Origin of the sequence: Oscillibacter sp. PC13 (assembly GCF_900115635.1) — a bacterium.
In the GTDB taxonomy this organism is placed as follows: Bacteria; Bacillota; Clostridia; order Oscillospirales; family Oscillospiraceae; genus Oscillibacter.
On the sequence record NZ_FOXE01000002.1, the window covers coordinates 56330 to 70653 of the forward strand.

Sequence of the window (14324 nt, forward strand, 5' to 3'; positions counted from 1 at the left end):
GAAAAGCCCCGGTTTACACCGGGGCTTTTACAGCCGTTATTTTCGGGTGCGGATTGCTTTCAGCAGTTGGATGACCACCATGGATCCAAAGGCCAGACCCACGATGCAGCCCACCAATTCCACGGACAGCGGGGCCACCTGGAACAATGGCTCCAGGGGCGGGATCAGCAACACGGCCGCCAGCAGCAGCGCTCCCACGGCAAATGCGCCCATCAGAAACTTGTTGTTCCAGAAAGCGCGGGTGAACATCACCGGGCGGGCAGCTTTGCAGTTAAAACCGTGGAACAGACGGGCGAGGCACAGCGTGGAAAACGCCATGGTGCTGCCCACTGCTGCGCCGCCGCTTACCAACCCAATGCGGAATGCCGCAATGGTAGCCAGCGCAATGATCAATCCCTCCACCGCAACGCTGACCAGGAACTCCTTTGTCAGAATTCCCTCGCTGCGGGGCCGGGGTTTTTCCTGCATCACTGTGTCGGAATGGGGCTCCAGTCCCAGCGCAATGGCGGGAAGGGAGTCTGTCAGCAGATTGATAAACAGCAGATGCACGGCCGCAAAGGGTACTGGCAGCGCCGCCAGGGAAGCATACAGCACCGTCAGAATGCCGGCCGTATTGCCTGAGAGCAAAAACTGGATGGCCTTTTTGATATTGGCATAGACGTTCCGGCCGTTTTTCACCGCCTGGACGATGGTGGCAAAGTTGTCGTCCGTCAGCACCATGCCAGCGGCGTCCTTAGCCACTTCTGTTCCCGTAATGCCCATGGCCACGCCGATGTCTGCCTGCTTCAGGGCCGGTGCGTCGTTTACGCCGTCGCCTGTCATAGCCACAAGACACCCGCGTTCTTGCCAAGCCCGGACAATCCGGATTTTATGCTCCGGGGACACTCGGGCGTAAACGCTGACCTTCGGCACAAATTCACGCAATTCCTCATCCGTCATCGTCTCAATAACGGCACCCTCTACCGCCTCGGTTCCCTCTGTCATGATGCCGATTTCCTTTGCGATGGCAGAGGCTGTCACCTTGTGGTCACCGGTAATCATGATGGGACGGATACCGGCGGCGATACATTTCGCCACAGCAGCCTTGGATTCCTCTCTGGGCGGATCCATCATGGCAATCAATCCCAGGAAATCCAGCCCGTTTTCGTCCTCCAGATTAATCGCCGTGCTCTCCACCATTCGGCAGGCAAAGGCCAGCACCCGCAGCCCCTGACTGGAAAACTCCTCGTTGACCCGTTCCACTTCCGCTCGCTCCGCTGCGTCAATGATGCAGCGATCCAGCAGTACGTCCACAGCACCCTTGGTGACCATCACCAGGCCGCCGGACAGCTGATGGACGGTGCTCATCAGCTTCCGGTCAGAGTCAAATGGGATTTCCGTCAGCCGGGGATATTTCTCCCGGGTAACCTCTTCGTCAAAGCCGTGGTCCTCTCCCAGGCGAACCAGCGCGGTTTCCGTGGGGTCGCCCACCTCGCCGCTTTCATTCACAGTGGCGTCGCTGCACAATAGGGCCGTCCGCAGCAGCGGTTCCTGAATGGGATCATGGAAATCCGCTTCCTCCGCCGAAAGAATCTTTCCCGCCACATACAGCTTCTTTACCGTCATTCTGTTCTGGGTCAGGGTGCCGGTCTTGTCGGAACAAATAACGGACACACTGCCAAGTCCTTCCACCGCCTGAAGCTTTCGAATAATGGCGTGTTCCTTCGCCATCTTCTGGGTGCCGAAGGACAACACAATCGTTACAATGGAGGAAAGGGCCTCTGGAATGGCTGCCACTGCAAGGGCTACGGCAAACAAGAACGCGTTCATCACATTCTCTCCGCGCCAGAACACGCTGACGGCAAACAAAGCCGCACAGATCACCAAGATGCCGATGGAAAGCTTCCTGCCGAACTGATCCAAGCTCACCTGCAGAGGCGTCTTTTTTTCCTCTGTACTCTTCAGCAGGGCGGCTATCTTCCCCATTTCAGTATCCATGCCAGTGGCTGTCACCAAAAACTTGGCCCGGCCATAGGTAACAAAGCTGCCGGAAAAGACCATATTCTTCCGATCACCCAGGGGCACCTCTCCATCGATCTCATCCTCGTCCTTTTCCACTGGCAGGCTCTCGCCCGTGAGCGCACTCTCCGCGCATTTCAAACTGGCACACTCCAGCAGGCGGCCATCAGCACAGACAGAATCGCCGGCCTCCAGCACCACCACATCTCCCACCGTAACCTCACGGCCTGGGATCTGTGCCACTTTTCCGTCCCGCAGGACCTTGGCCGTCGGCGCGGACATCTTTTTCAGGCTGTCAAGAGATGCCGTCGCCTTGACTGTCTGAACTGTTCCCAAAATGGCATTCATGGTGATGACCGCCAAAATAACGGCCATACTCTCCACATCCCCCAGTGTTGCAGAAACAGCAGCTGCCAAAATCAGGATAATGACCAAAAAATCCGCAAACTGCTCCAGGAAAATCCGGAGCGTACTCTTCTGTTTTCCGGCCTGCAGCTCATTGGGGCCGTTCTGTTCAAGGCGGCGCTTCGCCTCCTGCGAAGAAAGCCCCTCATCTGTGCAGTTCAGGTCACGAAACAGTTCCATACGGCTTTTTTTCCAGATCGGTTTCTCTTTGTTCATAGCCTTCCTCTTTTCCGGCAGGACGCAAAAAGACGAGACCTTTGCGTCAATGCCTCTGCATTGATACAAAAGTCTCGCCGTTTCAATCCAGAGCGGAGCCAAAGCCCGTATTGACGCCCATGGATACACATCCAAAATGTGCCAGCTACTCCCTTTTTGTATGGAGGGCACTATACGCTATTTTTCTCCAAATGTCAAGTGGGTATTCCGTTAAGATTTCATTTCTGCTGCCTTTCGGTAAAAGCAGCGTCCCACTGCCATAATGGCCGCATATACAATCAGGTAGTAAAACACAGTGGTACCATATCCGGCAAAGGCCGCATATACCATGAACACACAGCCGCAAACTGCCAAGGACGGCATGACAAACCGCTTGAAAACATTTAGTCTCTCCGCTCTGCGCATCATCTGAACAAAGAGCGGAATATACATGGCATACAGGGTAACCACCGGCAGTTCCGATGAGTCAAAGCAGAATCTGCCAAACCAGCCTGGCACTGATAAATTGGCTCCATAAAAATATACCAGCCAGAGAGAAGATGTGAGCAAGCCGGCAGCAGCAGAATTCCCGGGCATGCCCGACGCCGGATCCACTTGTGCAAAAAGTTCCGGCCGCGGTCCTTCTCCATTGGCAGCCAGTACATACAGCCCACGGCAGCAGGCCAGCATCAGCCCGTTCAGCGTCCCCAGGCAGGAGATAACGACCAATGCGAGCAGTCCCGTTCCCGCCGCCTGGCCAAACAGCCGCTGAAACGCCATTTTAACCGCAGTTTCCCCGCTGCTCATGAGCTCCTCGGTGGTGGCCACACCGTTTAATCCGATATAGTACAGAATATAGGTCACTACCACAACAAGAGAGCCGGTTACCAATGCCCGGGGAAGGTTTTTCCGGGTATCCTTCAGTTCTGCATGGATGCTGGTGGCCAGAACCCACCCCTCATAAGCAAAGGCCACCGCCACAGCGGCGGGCATCAGGCCTCCTCCAGCGGCGGCGCCGGGCTGCTTGGCGGCTGCGAAGTCCCGCGCCATTTGACCGTTCAGCAATCCCACCACACTTCCTGCCAGCGCCATCAGCAGCAGCGGGATCAGCTTTACCACCGTTGTGGAAACCTGTATCTTCCCGGCAAGCCTGGGCGACAAGGTGTTCACAACATAGGCCCCGCACAGGCAGGCGCCTGCCAGTACCATACAGGCGCCGCCGGACGTCTCCCACCCCAGTAGAATGCAAATATATCTGGCAGAGATCCAGGCAAGCGCAGAGACAAGGGAGGGAATATAAATAGCCGCCGCAAACCACCCCATATCATAGGCGTACCGCTTTCCCACGACAGCCCCGGCATATTCCATCAGGCCGCCCTGCCCATAGTAGGCAGTCATAGTAGCAAACACATAGGCGCAAATCACCATGATAAGCCCTACCATTCCCCATGCCAGAATGCCAAGGGGCATATTCCCCTCTGTGGCCTTCAGCACCTTCTCCGCCTTGAAAAAAACACCGGAGCCAATCACAATCCCCACCACCATGCATACAGCGGTGGGCAGGCCATATTTCTTCTCCAAATGTGTATTCAAAAGGATCCTTCCTTTCTTTTCTTTCAGGGTTCCCTGCTTTGCCATTGGTTATCATATGTTTTTGGATTGTGCGTCTGCCGCTGTCATGCTATAATTATTTCATTACAAATTTCGTTTGTTATGAACATAAGGAGGTTTTTTCCATGCGTATTGCACTGATTCAAATGCCGGTGGTGCCGGAGAAGGCGTTGAATGTGGAAACCGCCTGTCAAAAAATTCGTCAGGCCAAGGCTGCAGGCGCGGACTTTGCTGTGTTGCCGGAGATTTTCTGTTGTCCGTATGACAATACCTGTTTTCATGCCGGCAGCGAGCCGGATGGCGGCCCCGCCCAGACTGCACTGGCTGCCCTTGCAAAGGAGCTTGGGATTTATATCGTAGGCGGTTCCGTCCCGGAGTTCTGTGATGGAAAGCTGTACAATACCAGCTATGTCTTCGGCCGTGACGGTTCTCTGCTGGCTAAGCACCGGAAAATCCATCTCTTCGACATTGATGTGCCTGGCGGCCAACATTTTATGGAATCTGATACGTTTGCCCCGGGTAATTCCATCACCACTTTTGAAACAGAGTTCGGCACCATGGGCCTGTGCGTTTGCTTTGACATGCGCTTTGAAGAGCTGGCCCGCTGCATGGCCTTGCGCGGTGCCTGCACAATCTTTGTCCCGGCAGCCTTTAATATGACCACCGGCCCGGCTCATTGGGAACTTCTCTTCCGCCAGCGGGCTGTGGATAACCAGTGCTTCACCGTGGGCGTTGCTCCTGCCCGAAATGAATCCGCCTCCTACGTTTCCTATGGCAACTCCATTGCCGTGGATCCCTGGGGGACTGTTTTGTGCCGGGCCGGTGCAGAGGAAACCACCCTCTATGCGGATTTGGATCTGGCGCGGATAGACGCCGTCCGGGCCCAGTTGCCAATCTTCAAGGGCCGCCGCATGGACCTGTACGAAATCAGGGAAAAATGAGCAGCACTTTTTCACGGATTTATGAGGTGGTCCGTCAAATTCCGGCGGGCCGTGTCGCAACCTATGGGCAAATTGCCAGGCTGGCAGGAATGCCCCGCTGTGCCCGGATCGTGGGGTATGCGATGTCTTCCTGCTCGGATCCATCTGTTCCATGCCATCGGGTGGTAGACCGCTTCGGCGGCACAAAGGCGGCATTTGACACATATGCCCCCGGCACTCAGCAGGCGCTGCTGGAAACTGAAGGCATACTCTTTCGGCCCAACGGCAGCGCAGACCTTTCTCGTTGCCTCTGGGAGGCTGATTAACTGGGTCTTTCTCTTTCCTATGCAATTCGCGGCATAATTCCTGTACTGATATTGTCCGTGTGTTCATCCTGACACCTTCTAAAAACCATCCCCCACCTATTTTTTAACAGGTGGGGGATGGTTTTATCTGAACTTTTTGCTGGCTTATTCTTTACAATATTTAATTTTTAAATTGCATCGGCATCCTTTTACCTAAGCCACACAAAATTTCAATAGAGATCGTTCCTGCCAGTTCCCCCACCTCTTCCGCTGAGATACCTGCATTATCTTGGTGCCCCACTAAAACCACTTCGTCGCCTATTTCCGGATTTGGGATATCTGTGATATCAATTACAAACTGATCCATGCAGATATTCCCCACCATCGGGCAGCGCTGTCCGTGCAGCAAAACGCTTCCTCGGTTGGCAAGGTTTCGAAACACACCATCCACATATCCAAGCGGTACGACTCCTAAGACAGACGACCGCCTTGTTTCAAAACTACCCGTGTAACTGACCTTTGTTCCTTTCGGAACCGGCTTTACATGTGCCAGTTTGGCTTTGATTTCCATGGCAGGGTACAGTGGATAATCCGGCAGATCTGCCAGTTCAGGCCCTGCATACAAGCCGTAAATTGCGGTTCCTGGACGTACCATATCCAACTGCATATGAGGAAATAGGATCGTAGCTCCACTGTTGGCAATATGGCGGATTGGGATTTCGATTCCTTCGCTTTTCAGCTTGTCCAGTAACCTCATAAATTTTGCAAACTGCATGTCGCAATAGGTTGTGTCACTCGTCTGTGGTGCAGTTGCCAAATGAGAAAAAATACCTTGCACTTCCAAATTTCGCATTCGCACAATATCAGTAATGTTTTTTACGGTGTCGCCGGCATCTGCCACAAATCCCAGCCGCCCCATACCGGTATCAATTTTCAGGTGAATAACAGCCTTTTCCCCACGTTTCTCAGCACAGTCATTCAGTGCCCTTGCTTGATGCATCGTAAAAATAGATGGCATTAATTTATAGTCCAATACCAGTGGATAGTCTTCTTCAAAGGTATGCCCCAGCAGAAGGATTGGCTGTTGGAAACCCGCCTGGCGCAATTCAATGCCCTCCTGCACAAGTGCCACGGCAAATTGACTAACACCCTCTTGTTCTAAGATGCGGGTCACGGGAATTACCCCGTGACCATAAGCATCAGCCTTTACTACACCCATAAATTTTGTGGTGGGCTCAATTCGGCTCATTAAATATTGTACATTTTTACGTATCGCTTCCAAATGGATTTCTGCCCACGCTGCGCGCATAATAATTCCCTCTTTTCACCTTCAGATGGTTTACCTCTTTGCCGTCTGCTCTCCCAGCTTCTCCTCTTTATCCTTAAGGAAAAACTTTCCTGGTGTCTCAAAGAACTCTTTTGTAGTTTGTACAATCTCTTTGTGAAGCAGAATAATGGCAATTAGATTTGGGAAAAGGATTACAGCCAGTGACAGATCCAAAAAGTTCCATAAGTAAGTTGCGGTGCCAACGGATCCCAGGGGAATTAGAAGGATGCAGATAATACGATAGGCAATAGCCGCCTTGTTGCTGTTGAACAGGAATTCTGCCTGCTTTTCACCGTACCAGATTAAAACAATCAGCGTGGAGAACACGAAGAGAATCAGGGATAACGTAATCAGGTAACCCCCCATTTTGCCAAACGCAGAACTGAATGCAAAGGTTGCCAGCCCAGCGCCTTCCATAAATGCTGCTGCCGGATCTTCCCACGCCCCTGTGCTCAGCACAACGAAAGCCGTACAGGTGCAGATCACAATGGTATCCAAAAAGATCTCCGTAATTCCCCACAAGCCCTGGCGTGCCGGATGGTCGGTAGTTGCGCTAGCATGGGCAATCGGAGCCGTGCCAAGTCCAGCCTCATTTGAATACACACCGCGGGCAAATCCCCAGCGGACAGCCATGGCCACCGTGGATCCGGCAAAGCCGCCGATTGCAGCACTTGGTGTAAATGCACTTTTGAAAATTAATGCAAGCATAGCAGGAACCTGCGCAATATTGAGAATCACAATAATCAGTGCTGCCACAACATAAATTCCAGCCATAACAGGTACCATTTTCTCCGTAAACTTGCCCAGAGACTTAATTCCGCCGATCAAAACAAGAGCAGTTAAGATCATAATAACGATGCCGGTAGCAATCGGTGGAATTCCTAAGGAAGTTTGGGCCGACCCGGCCAGCGCATTGGCTTGTGTCATGGAGCTAATGGCAACTTCAATCATCAGGCCGATGGCAAAGATGACCGCCAGCCACTTCATATGTAGTCCTTCTGTCATATAGCGGGCCGGTCCGCCTTCCCACTCGCCAGTCTCAGACTTTCTGCGGTACTTTACTGCCAGCAAAATTTCAGAGTACTTAAGCGCCATGGCCAGCAGCGCAATTACCCACATCCAAAACACTGCTCCCGGGCCGCCCATCATAATCGCCATTGGCACACCAGTAATATTTCCCGCACCAACCGTACATGCCACAGCGGAAGTCAGCGCCTGAAAAGCTGTCAGCGTGCCCTCGCCTTTTTGAGCAGCGCTCTTTTTTCCAAATGCGCCGAAAAGTGTAGACTTCAGGATGTACCCAAAATGCCTGAACTGAAAGAACCCAAGTCTTACAGACATAAATACACTGGTTACTAAGAGTACTATAATAATTGGAACGCCCCATAACCAACCAGAAAACGCAACGAGTTTATCGCCGATTGCTATCAAATTTCCCATTTTCATTCCTCCATAAAATCACAGATTTTTCTCTGACCCTACCATCAGCATTACATGCTATTTAAAAAGCAGACCTTACAGGCCTATATGGGAAAATCTGGGGAGTTGTTCTGAAAATCAGCCATTATATATTGCTTTCGGATACATTGGGAAGCCTGATTATCCCTATTTATGAAGGTTCATTGCAGATATTCCGCCACAATTTCTGCCTGCATCTGCGCTGCAACGGCAAGGGAGGCTTCATCGATATTAAAGTGTGGATTATGGTGCTCAAATGTACTTTTAGCCGATTCACTAGCCGTTCCGACAAAGTAATAGACTCCTGGAATCCTGCGGGAAAATTCTGCAAAGTCATCACCCAGCATAACGCTGACACCATGCGTTAGGATGTTCTCTTTGCCAACCACCCGTTCAGCTGCGTTCATAGCCAGTTTCGTCGCCGCTTCATCGTTATCCAGCAATGTATTTCCGCATTTGAACTCTATATCGCAAGTGCAGCGATACGCTGCACAGACTGCTTCACAGCACTCTTGAAAGCGGCTCCTGACTGCTTCATCTTCGGTATGCAGGCAGCGGATAGATCCTTCCAGTTCCACTTCATCTGGTACAATGATTTCCTTTGTCCCACCATGAATCTTGCAGACAGAAATTACCGTCGGCTTTGTGGAATCAAACTCCAGCGTGTGCAGGGTCCGGATGGCATCTAAAACATGGCCTGCTGCATCGATCGGATTGATTGCAGTATGAGGAGCACCACCATGGCCGCCTCGGCCGCGAATCGTTAGTTTAAAATAGTAGCTGGATGCCATAATAGGACCCGGCACAAGGCCGATTTTCCCAGTTGGAATAGGAGACCACAGATGGAAGCCGCATACAATATCCGGTTTTGGATTTTCTAATGCTCCGGCCTCGATCATCAGTTCCGCACCGGCATCCTCTTCATTCGTCTGGAAGAGAAAGATAACCGTTCCCTTCAATTCTTCACGGTGTCGGGTCAAAAGCTTTGCTGTGATTAGATGCAGCGCGGTATGGCCGTCATGGCCACACGCATGCATTACCCCAGGCTTTTCCGATGCAAAGGGCAATTCAGTCTCCTCCTGTATGGGAAGTGCATCAATATCACAACGCAGCATAATTGTTTTTCCTACCTGACTCCCCTGCAATATGCCAATGACACCAGTATCCGTGCAGCGCCGCACTTCAAGCCCAAGTTCTTTTAAATAATCCTCAATAATTTTTGATGTACGCACCTCGTGCAGACCAAGTTCTGGATGTCGATGGAAATCCCTGCGAAGTGAGATCATTTCCGCTTCCATTTCGGCGATTTCCCGCCTTATATCCACAACTATCACCCTTTCCCCTTTCGCTCTGGCCTTGAGCCTCATAAGATAGAGAAGCCTCCCTGGTCTTTTTATATTCAGAATCATACTGCAGGAGTTTCAAGCGGGGCTTCCCATCCATTTCCTCCCGGTTCTCCAGCGGAGTACGCTGCAGGTTCAAAGCATTTTATGGTTCCAAATCATTTTGTTTCAGCCTAAGGTTTTATCCTCCCAAGCTCTGCCGCGGATGAGCATTGCCTTCTCAATCTTCTGCAGAGCGTTGATCCAGGCTGCGTCGCGATAGCTGACGCCCAGTTGTGTTGCCGTATCATAAGTCTCACGGAAAGACTTTACAATATGCTCCTCCAGTTTGGAGCGAACGGTTTCCTTATCCCAGTATTGATCTGTGAGGCCCTGGGTCCGTTCAAAGCTGCAGACAATCGCGCTGCCGCAGTTGGTAAGTACGTCGGGCATAATGGTTACGCCCTTGGCATAAAGAATCTGTTCTGCCGCAGGAGTCGTGGGGCCGTTGGCGCATTCCATAATGAGTTTTGCTCGAACTCTCTCTGCGTTGCCCTCGTGGAGAACACTCTGAACAGCTGCGGGAATCAAAATATCGCAGTCTGCCTCCAGAACCTCGCTGGTACTGATTTCTGTGCAGCCGGGGAATCCCTTTACGCTGCGGGTCTTGTCCACATGCGCTCCCAGGGCAACGACATCGATACCGTCCGGATTGGCAATGCCGCCGTAAATATCGCTGATTGCAACAATTTTATAGCCGTCTTTGTACAGCAGTTCCGTTGCCACGCGGCCAACGTTGCCATAACCCTGCACAGCAACGCGCGCCCCCTTCTCCATCCCCATGGCCTTGGTGATTTCCCGGGTGACAAAATAGCAGCCGGTGCCGGTGGCCTCGCGGGACAGTTCCGTGCCATTGGCCTCCACAGGTTTATCATTGATGGCAGCGGGAGAATGGAACCCCTGGATTTCCTCCAGTTCGTCCAGCATCCAGGCCTGCGTCCGGCCATGGGTTCCAATGTCCGCTCCGGGAACATCCACCCAAGCGCCCTTCATGGGCAGCTTACGGATAAATCCACGGATCAGCGCCTCATACTCCCGCCGACTCATTTTGCTGGGATCGGCCTTAATGCCGCCTTTACCGCCGCCGGCCGGAATTCCGCCAACAGCATGTTTGATGGTCATCCAGAATCCCAGAGCTTTTGCGGTGTCCATGTCCATATCAGGGACGACGCGAACACCATTTTTAATCTGCCCCAATGCATCGCAGTAATGAACGCGATACGCAGTAAAAATTTCCAGTCTCCCGTCATCCATTCTGACAGGAATCGTAAACTCAAACTGACGCTGGGGCTGTTCCAGCAGACGAACCACTTCGGAATTGATGTGTCCCAATGCTGCGGCCTCATGCAAGGTCTTCAAGGAGGTTTCAAACGGATTTCCACTCATAATATATAACTTCCCTTCTCCTTAATTTGGTTGAAAAATGACGTCTTTTGTTAATCAGTTTATCAAGTTTTAAATGTCTTCTTTGCCCTCAATCAATAAGTTAGCGTTTTGAGGCAAAAAAAACATCATACAAGGTGTAAAAAAACTCGAAGGTTATTTTTATACAAATTCTTCGTCATTTTTCAATTGACTTTTATCCAAAAGCCATAATAGAATTATGCAGGATAGGAGAAGTACGGCATATGTATACAGTAAAGAATTTTTTAGACCAAAAAATTGTTCCCTGGCATCGAATCTTATCTGGCCGTAATGTAATTGAATCCAGCTTCATCGAACATGCTTCTGCTCTGGAACTGCCAATTGAAAATTTTGCACGTAAAAACGAACTGGTACTTTCCGCTCTTATAGGCTGTGAAAACGAAGCCACTTTTCTGACGCTCATTCGCGATGTTTATGAAGCGGGTGCAAGCGGCATTTTAATTGCACGCCCGGAGGATACGGTAACCCTGCCTCAAAAAGTCCTGGACTATCTGGACGGCCATCCCTTTCCCGTTATTCTGATTCCCTGGCAGATTCGATTCGCCGATATTATTACCGCTGTCTCCAAGCAGATTCAAAAAGATTCCGATGTACAGATCATGCAGTATGAAACCATTCAGAAGCGCCTGTTGGAAACGTACCTTTCCAATCAGGATATGAACTGCGCTGCACAACTGCTGGCTGATAGCTTTATGAGTCAAATTCTCATTTTTGATACCAGCGGCAGGTGCAAAGGCTTCAGTAAAAATTTTGCTGCAGAAGAAGTTTCCGAATTGGATCAGCTTTTTTTTGAAAAGGAATACATTATCGACATCAAAGCCCATGAGCGCTTATACGGCAGCCTGTATCTAAAACCGCTTACCTCAAAAAAGCTGTATGACGAGTCCCTGTTTTTTCACTACTTGATCTGGCCTCTGGTCCTCTGGTTTGACAAGGAGTGGGTCATCCAGGCAGCCAATCAAAGCATCAAGGATGACTTTATTTGGAGACTTACGAAAGGTCCTCTTGAGTCTTTTGAAACGATGTGCGAAGAGGGGCAGCGTCTTGGCTTTTATTTGCGTGGTTCCTACACTTGTATCGTTGGGGATATTTATCTGTACAGCAGTTCCGACGTCCGGGCAAATGAGCATTGGATTGCTCCAAATATCAATTTGCTAAAAGAAGAAATTTTGCGGACAGCACATACCATTCACCGGCGTGTTATGGTTACCTGGCAGAAAAATTTGCTGATTATCTATCTGCAAAGTACAAATGGCTATTTCCAGCAGGGAATCGACTTGTTTCTTGACAAGCTGGAGAAAAAGGCAGGGGAAGTATTTCCCCAGATCCGGTTTACCTGGGGAATCAGCGGTCCAGGCAGTGACCCCACCGATTTTCGCAAGTGCTTTCAGGACGCCAAGTTTGCCCAGGAACTATGCGTCAATACATCTGCCAAAAACACGCGTTTTACCTTCAAAAACACCGTTGTTTATAATATTATTTCATTTTTGGCAACGGACTCTGCCATTCACGAAAACGTCAAAAATATCATTGCTCCGCTTTTGGAGTACGATACTGCAACCGGGTCCTCCCTTTTGGAAACGCTGCAGTGTTATCTGGATTGCAAAAATCTCTCCGAAGCTGCCCGGCTTCTGCATCTGCACCGGCAGTCGCTTCTGTACCGCATCAACAAAATTGAAGAACTCACCGGCCTCTCTCTGAAAAATGCAGATAACTTCTTCCTGCTTGAAATTTGTGTTCGTTTGTATGCAAACCGCCATAAATGAAATTTTGGAAATATCCACCAAAAAAGAAGGGAACGGTATCATACCGTTCCCTTCTTTTTTCTTTTCTGTCCTCAGCCTCGGATACCCGTTCTCTTGTGCATTACTGTTTCCTGGCGTGATAGGCTTGGATGCCCAAGGCCAACAGATCCATTGCCCGCTCCAGATCCTCTTGCTTCAAAACATAGGCAATCCGAATCTCGCTGCGGCCCTTGCCGGGCGTGCCGTAAAACTGCTCTCCAGGGGCGAACATCACCGTATCACCGTGATCTTCAAAATCCGTCAGCAGCCATTTCTGGAAGGCATCTGCATCATCCACCGGCAGTTTAACCATGAGATAAAAGGCTCCCTCGGGGCATTTGCAAACCACGCCCGGAATCTCTCTGAGTTTGCGCATCACGGTGTCACGCCGGCGGTGATACTCCTCTTTTTGGGCCGCAAAGTAAGCCGGGCCAGCCTCATACAGTGCAGCAGCACCCAACTGATCCAGGGTGGAACTGCAAAGGCGCCCCTGGCAAACCTTCAGCGCCTGGCCGATTAACTCCTTATTTCTCGAGATCAACGCACCGATCCTGGCGCCGCATGCGGAAAAGCGCTTGGAAATGGAATCAATGATCACCACATTCTCCACAACATCCGGGAACTCTGCCAGGCTGACAATTCTCTGGTCGCTGTATACAAACTCCCGGTATACCTCATCCGCAATAATGAAGAGGTTGTGATCCCGCGCCACATCCGCAATCATACGGGTAGCCTCCGGGCTTAAAATAGTGCCCGTGGGATTCCCTGGATTGGTAATCAGGATGGCACGGGTTTTGGGAGTAATTTCCGCTTCAATGCGTGCCCGGTCCCCATAAAAAAAACCCTCCTCGGCAGAAGTGGGAATTGGATGGACCACACCGCCGGCCAATCTGGTAAATGTATTGTAATTGGGATAGAACGGCTCCGGAATCAGAACTTCGTCTCCCTCATCCAAAATGCACTGCAATACAATCTGCAGCGCCTCGCTGCCGCCGTTCGTGGCCAGGATATCCCCGCTCTCCAGTTCAATTCCAAGGCCATGGTAATACTGCCGCACAGACTCCAGATACTCCGGAATGCCGGGAGAGGGTGCATAGGCCAGAACCGAACTCTGGAAATTCTGAATGGCATCAAAAAATTCGCGCGGCGTCTCGATATCCGGCTGTCCAATGTTCAGGTGATAAATTTTACGTCCCTTCGCCTCCGCCTCCACTGCATAGGGATGGAACTTGCGGATAGGTGAGAGATTACATTGCTCTATTTTTTGAGAAAATTTCATGGCAGTTGCCTCCTTGGGCTGCATAATCATCATATTTTACGAAGATACACCGCAGCGGCTTCGGCCGAGGAACCGCCAACGGCACAGAGACAGCGACAACAAATTCTGTTTGATGTGGAATTCCCTGCATGATACCGCATTTTCCATCACCGGATGGGGATAAAAAAACGCCCCTGACTCACGTCAGGGGCGAAAAAACCTTCCACGGTACCACCCTGATCTGTCCCATCCAGGG

General features: G+C 51.0%; 10 protein-coding genes. 3 read left to right on the forward strand and 7 right to left on the reverse strand.

The window, feature by feature from the left end:
- Positions 1–36: 36 nt before the first annotated feature.
- A complete protein-coding gene (locus BMZ81_RS01220) occupies positions 37–2619 on the reverse strand; it encodes a cation-translocating P-type ATPase (RefSeq protein WP_091127779.1) in 2583 nt (860 codons plus the stop codon).
- Between the two features lie 210 nt (positions 2620–2829).
- On the reverse strand, positions 2830–4191 hold the full coding sequence (locus tag BMZ81_RS01225; RefSeq protein ID WP_091127780.1) for an APC family permease: 1362 nt from the start codon (positions 4189–4191) through the stop codon (positions 2830–2832).
- A 143-nt stretch (positions 4192–4334) separates the two neighbouring features.
- Between BMZ81_RS01225 and BMZ81_RS01230 the strand changes: the two genes are divergently transcribed.
- Both BMZ81_RS01230 and BMZ81_RS01235 read left to right on the forward strand, forming a co-directional pair.
- Positions 4335–5150, forward strand: coding sequence for a carbon-nitrogen hydrolase family protein (locus tag BMZ81_RS01230; protein WP_091127781.1), 816 nt, complete (start codon positions 4335–4337; stop codon positions 5148–5150).
- Complete coding sequence (locus tag BMZ81_RS01235) at positions 5147–5455, forward strand: MGMT family protein (protein ID WP_091127782.1); 309 nt, start codon at positions 5147–5149, stop codon at positions 5453–5455. Before BMZ81_RS01230 ends, BMZ81_RS01235 begins: the two co-directional genes overlap by 4 nt.
- A gap of 160 nt (positions 5456–5615) precedes the next feature.
- On the opposite strand, the gene alr is transcribed toward BMZ81_RS01235, so the two are convergent.
- From alr to BMZ81_RS01255, 4 genes are all read right to left on the reverse strand, one after another.
- The gene (gene alr, locus BMZ81_RS01240) at positions 5616–6743 is read right to left on the reverse strand and encodes an alanine racemase (protein WP_091127783.1); all 1128 of its coding nucleotides are present in this window, start codon (positions 6741–6743) and stop codon (positions 5616–5618) included.
- Between the two features lie 30 nt (positions 6744–6773).
- Positions 6774–8201, reverse strand: a complete 1428-nt coding sequence (locus BMZ81_RS01245) for an alanine/glycine:cation symporter family protein (RefSeq protein ID WP_091127784.1) — start codon at positions 8199–8201, stop codon at positions 6774–6776.
- Between the two features lie 179 nt (positions 8202–8380).
- On the reverse strand, positions 8381–9586 hold the full coding sequence (locus BMZ81_RS01250) for a M20 metallopeptidase family protein (protein WP_177187149.1): 1206 nt from the start codon (positions 9584–9586) through the stop codon (positions 8381–8383).
- A 144-nt stretch (positions 9587–9730) separates the two neighbouring features.
- Complete coding sequence (locus BMZ81_RS01255; RefSeq protein ID WP_177187150.1) at positions 9731–10987, reverse strand: Glu/Leu/Phe/Val family dehydrogenase; 1257 nt, start codon at positions 10985–10987, stop codon at positions 9731–9733.
- 242 nt (positions 10988–11229) lie between these two features.
- Here BMZ81_RS01255 and BMZ81_RS01260 point away from each other — a divergent pair, with 242 nt between their 5' ends.
- Entirely contained in the window at positions 11230–12792 is a 1563-nt protein-coding gene (locus BMZ81_RS01260) for a PucR family transcriptional regulator (RefSeq protein ID WP_091127787.1), read from the forward strand.
- Between the two features lie 100 nt (positions 12793–12892).
- Here BMZ81_RS01260 and BMZ81_RS01265 read toward each other — a convergent pair whose 3' ends face one another.
- On the reverse strand, positions 12893–14089 hold the full coding sequence (locus BMZ81_RS01265; protein WP_091127788.1) for a pyridoxal phosphate-dependent aminotransferase: 1197 nt from the start codon (positions 14087–14089) through the stop codon (positions 12893–12895).
- Between the last annotated feature and the right edge of the window lie 235 nt (positions 14090–14324).

Excerpts from the sequence above, each read along its gene's own strand:
- BMZ81_RS01220 (WP_091127779.1), bottom strand. The coding sequence starts at position 2,619 with ATGAACAAAGAGAAACCGATCTGGAAAAAAAGCCGTATGGAACTGTTT.
- BMZ81_RS01230 (WP_091127781.1), top strand. The coding sequence starts at position 4,335 with ATGCGTATTGCACTGATTCAAATGCCGGTGGTGCCGGAGAAGGCGTTG.
- BMZ81_RS01235 (WP_091127782.1), top strand. The coding sequence starts at position 5,147 with ATGAGCAGCACTTTTTCACGGATTTATGAGGTGGTCCGTCAAATTCCG.
- alr (WP_091127783.1), bottom strand. The coding sequence starts at position 6,743 with ATGCGCGCAGCGTGGGCAGAAATCCATTTGGAAGCGATACGTAAAAAT.
- BMZ81_RS01245 (WP_091127784.1), bottom strand. The coding sequence starts at position 8,201 with ATGGGAAATTTGATAGCAATCGGCGATAAACTCGTTGCGTTTTCTGGT.
- BMZ81_RS01250 (WP_177187149.1), bottom strand. The coding sequence starts at position 9,586 with ATGAGGCTCAAGGCCAGAGCGAAAGGGGAAAGGGTGATAGTTGTGGAT.
- BMZ81_RS01255 (WP_177187150.1), bottom strand. The coding sequence starts at position 10,987 with ATGAGTGGAAATCCGTTTGAAACCTCCTTGAAGACCTTGCATGAGGCC.
- BMZ81_RS01260 (WP_091127787.1), top strand. The coding sequence starts at position 11,230 with ATGTATACAGTAAAGAATTTTTTAGACCAAAAAATTGTTCCCTGGCAT.
- BMZ81_RS01265 (WP_091127788.1), bottom strand. The coding sequence starts at position 14,089 with ATGAAATTTTCTCAAAAAATAGAGCAATGTAATCTCTCACCTATCCGC.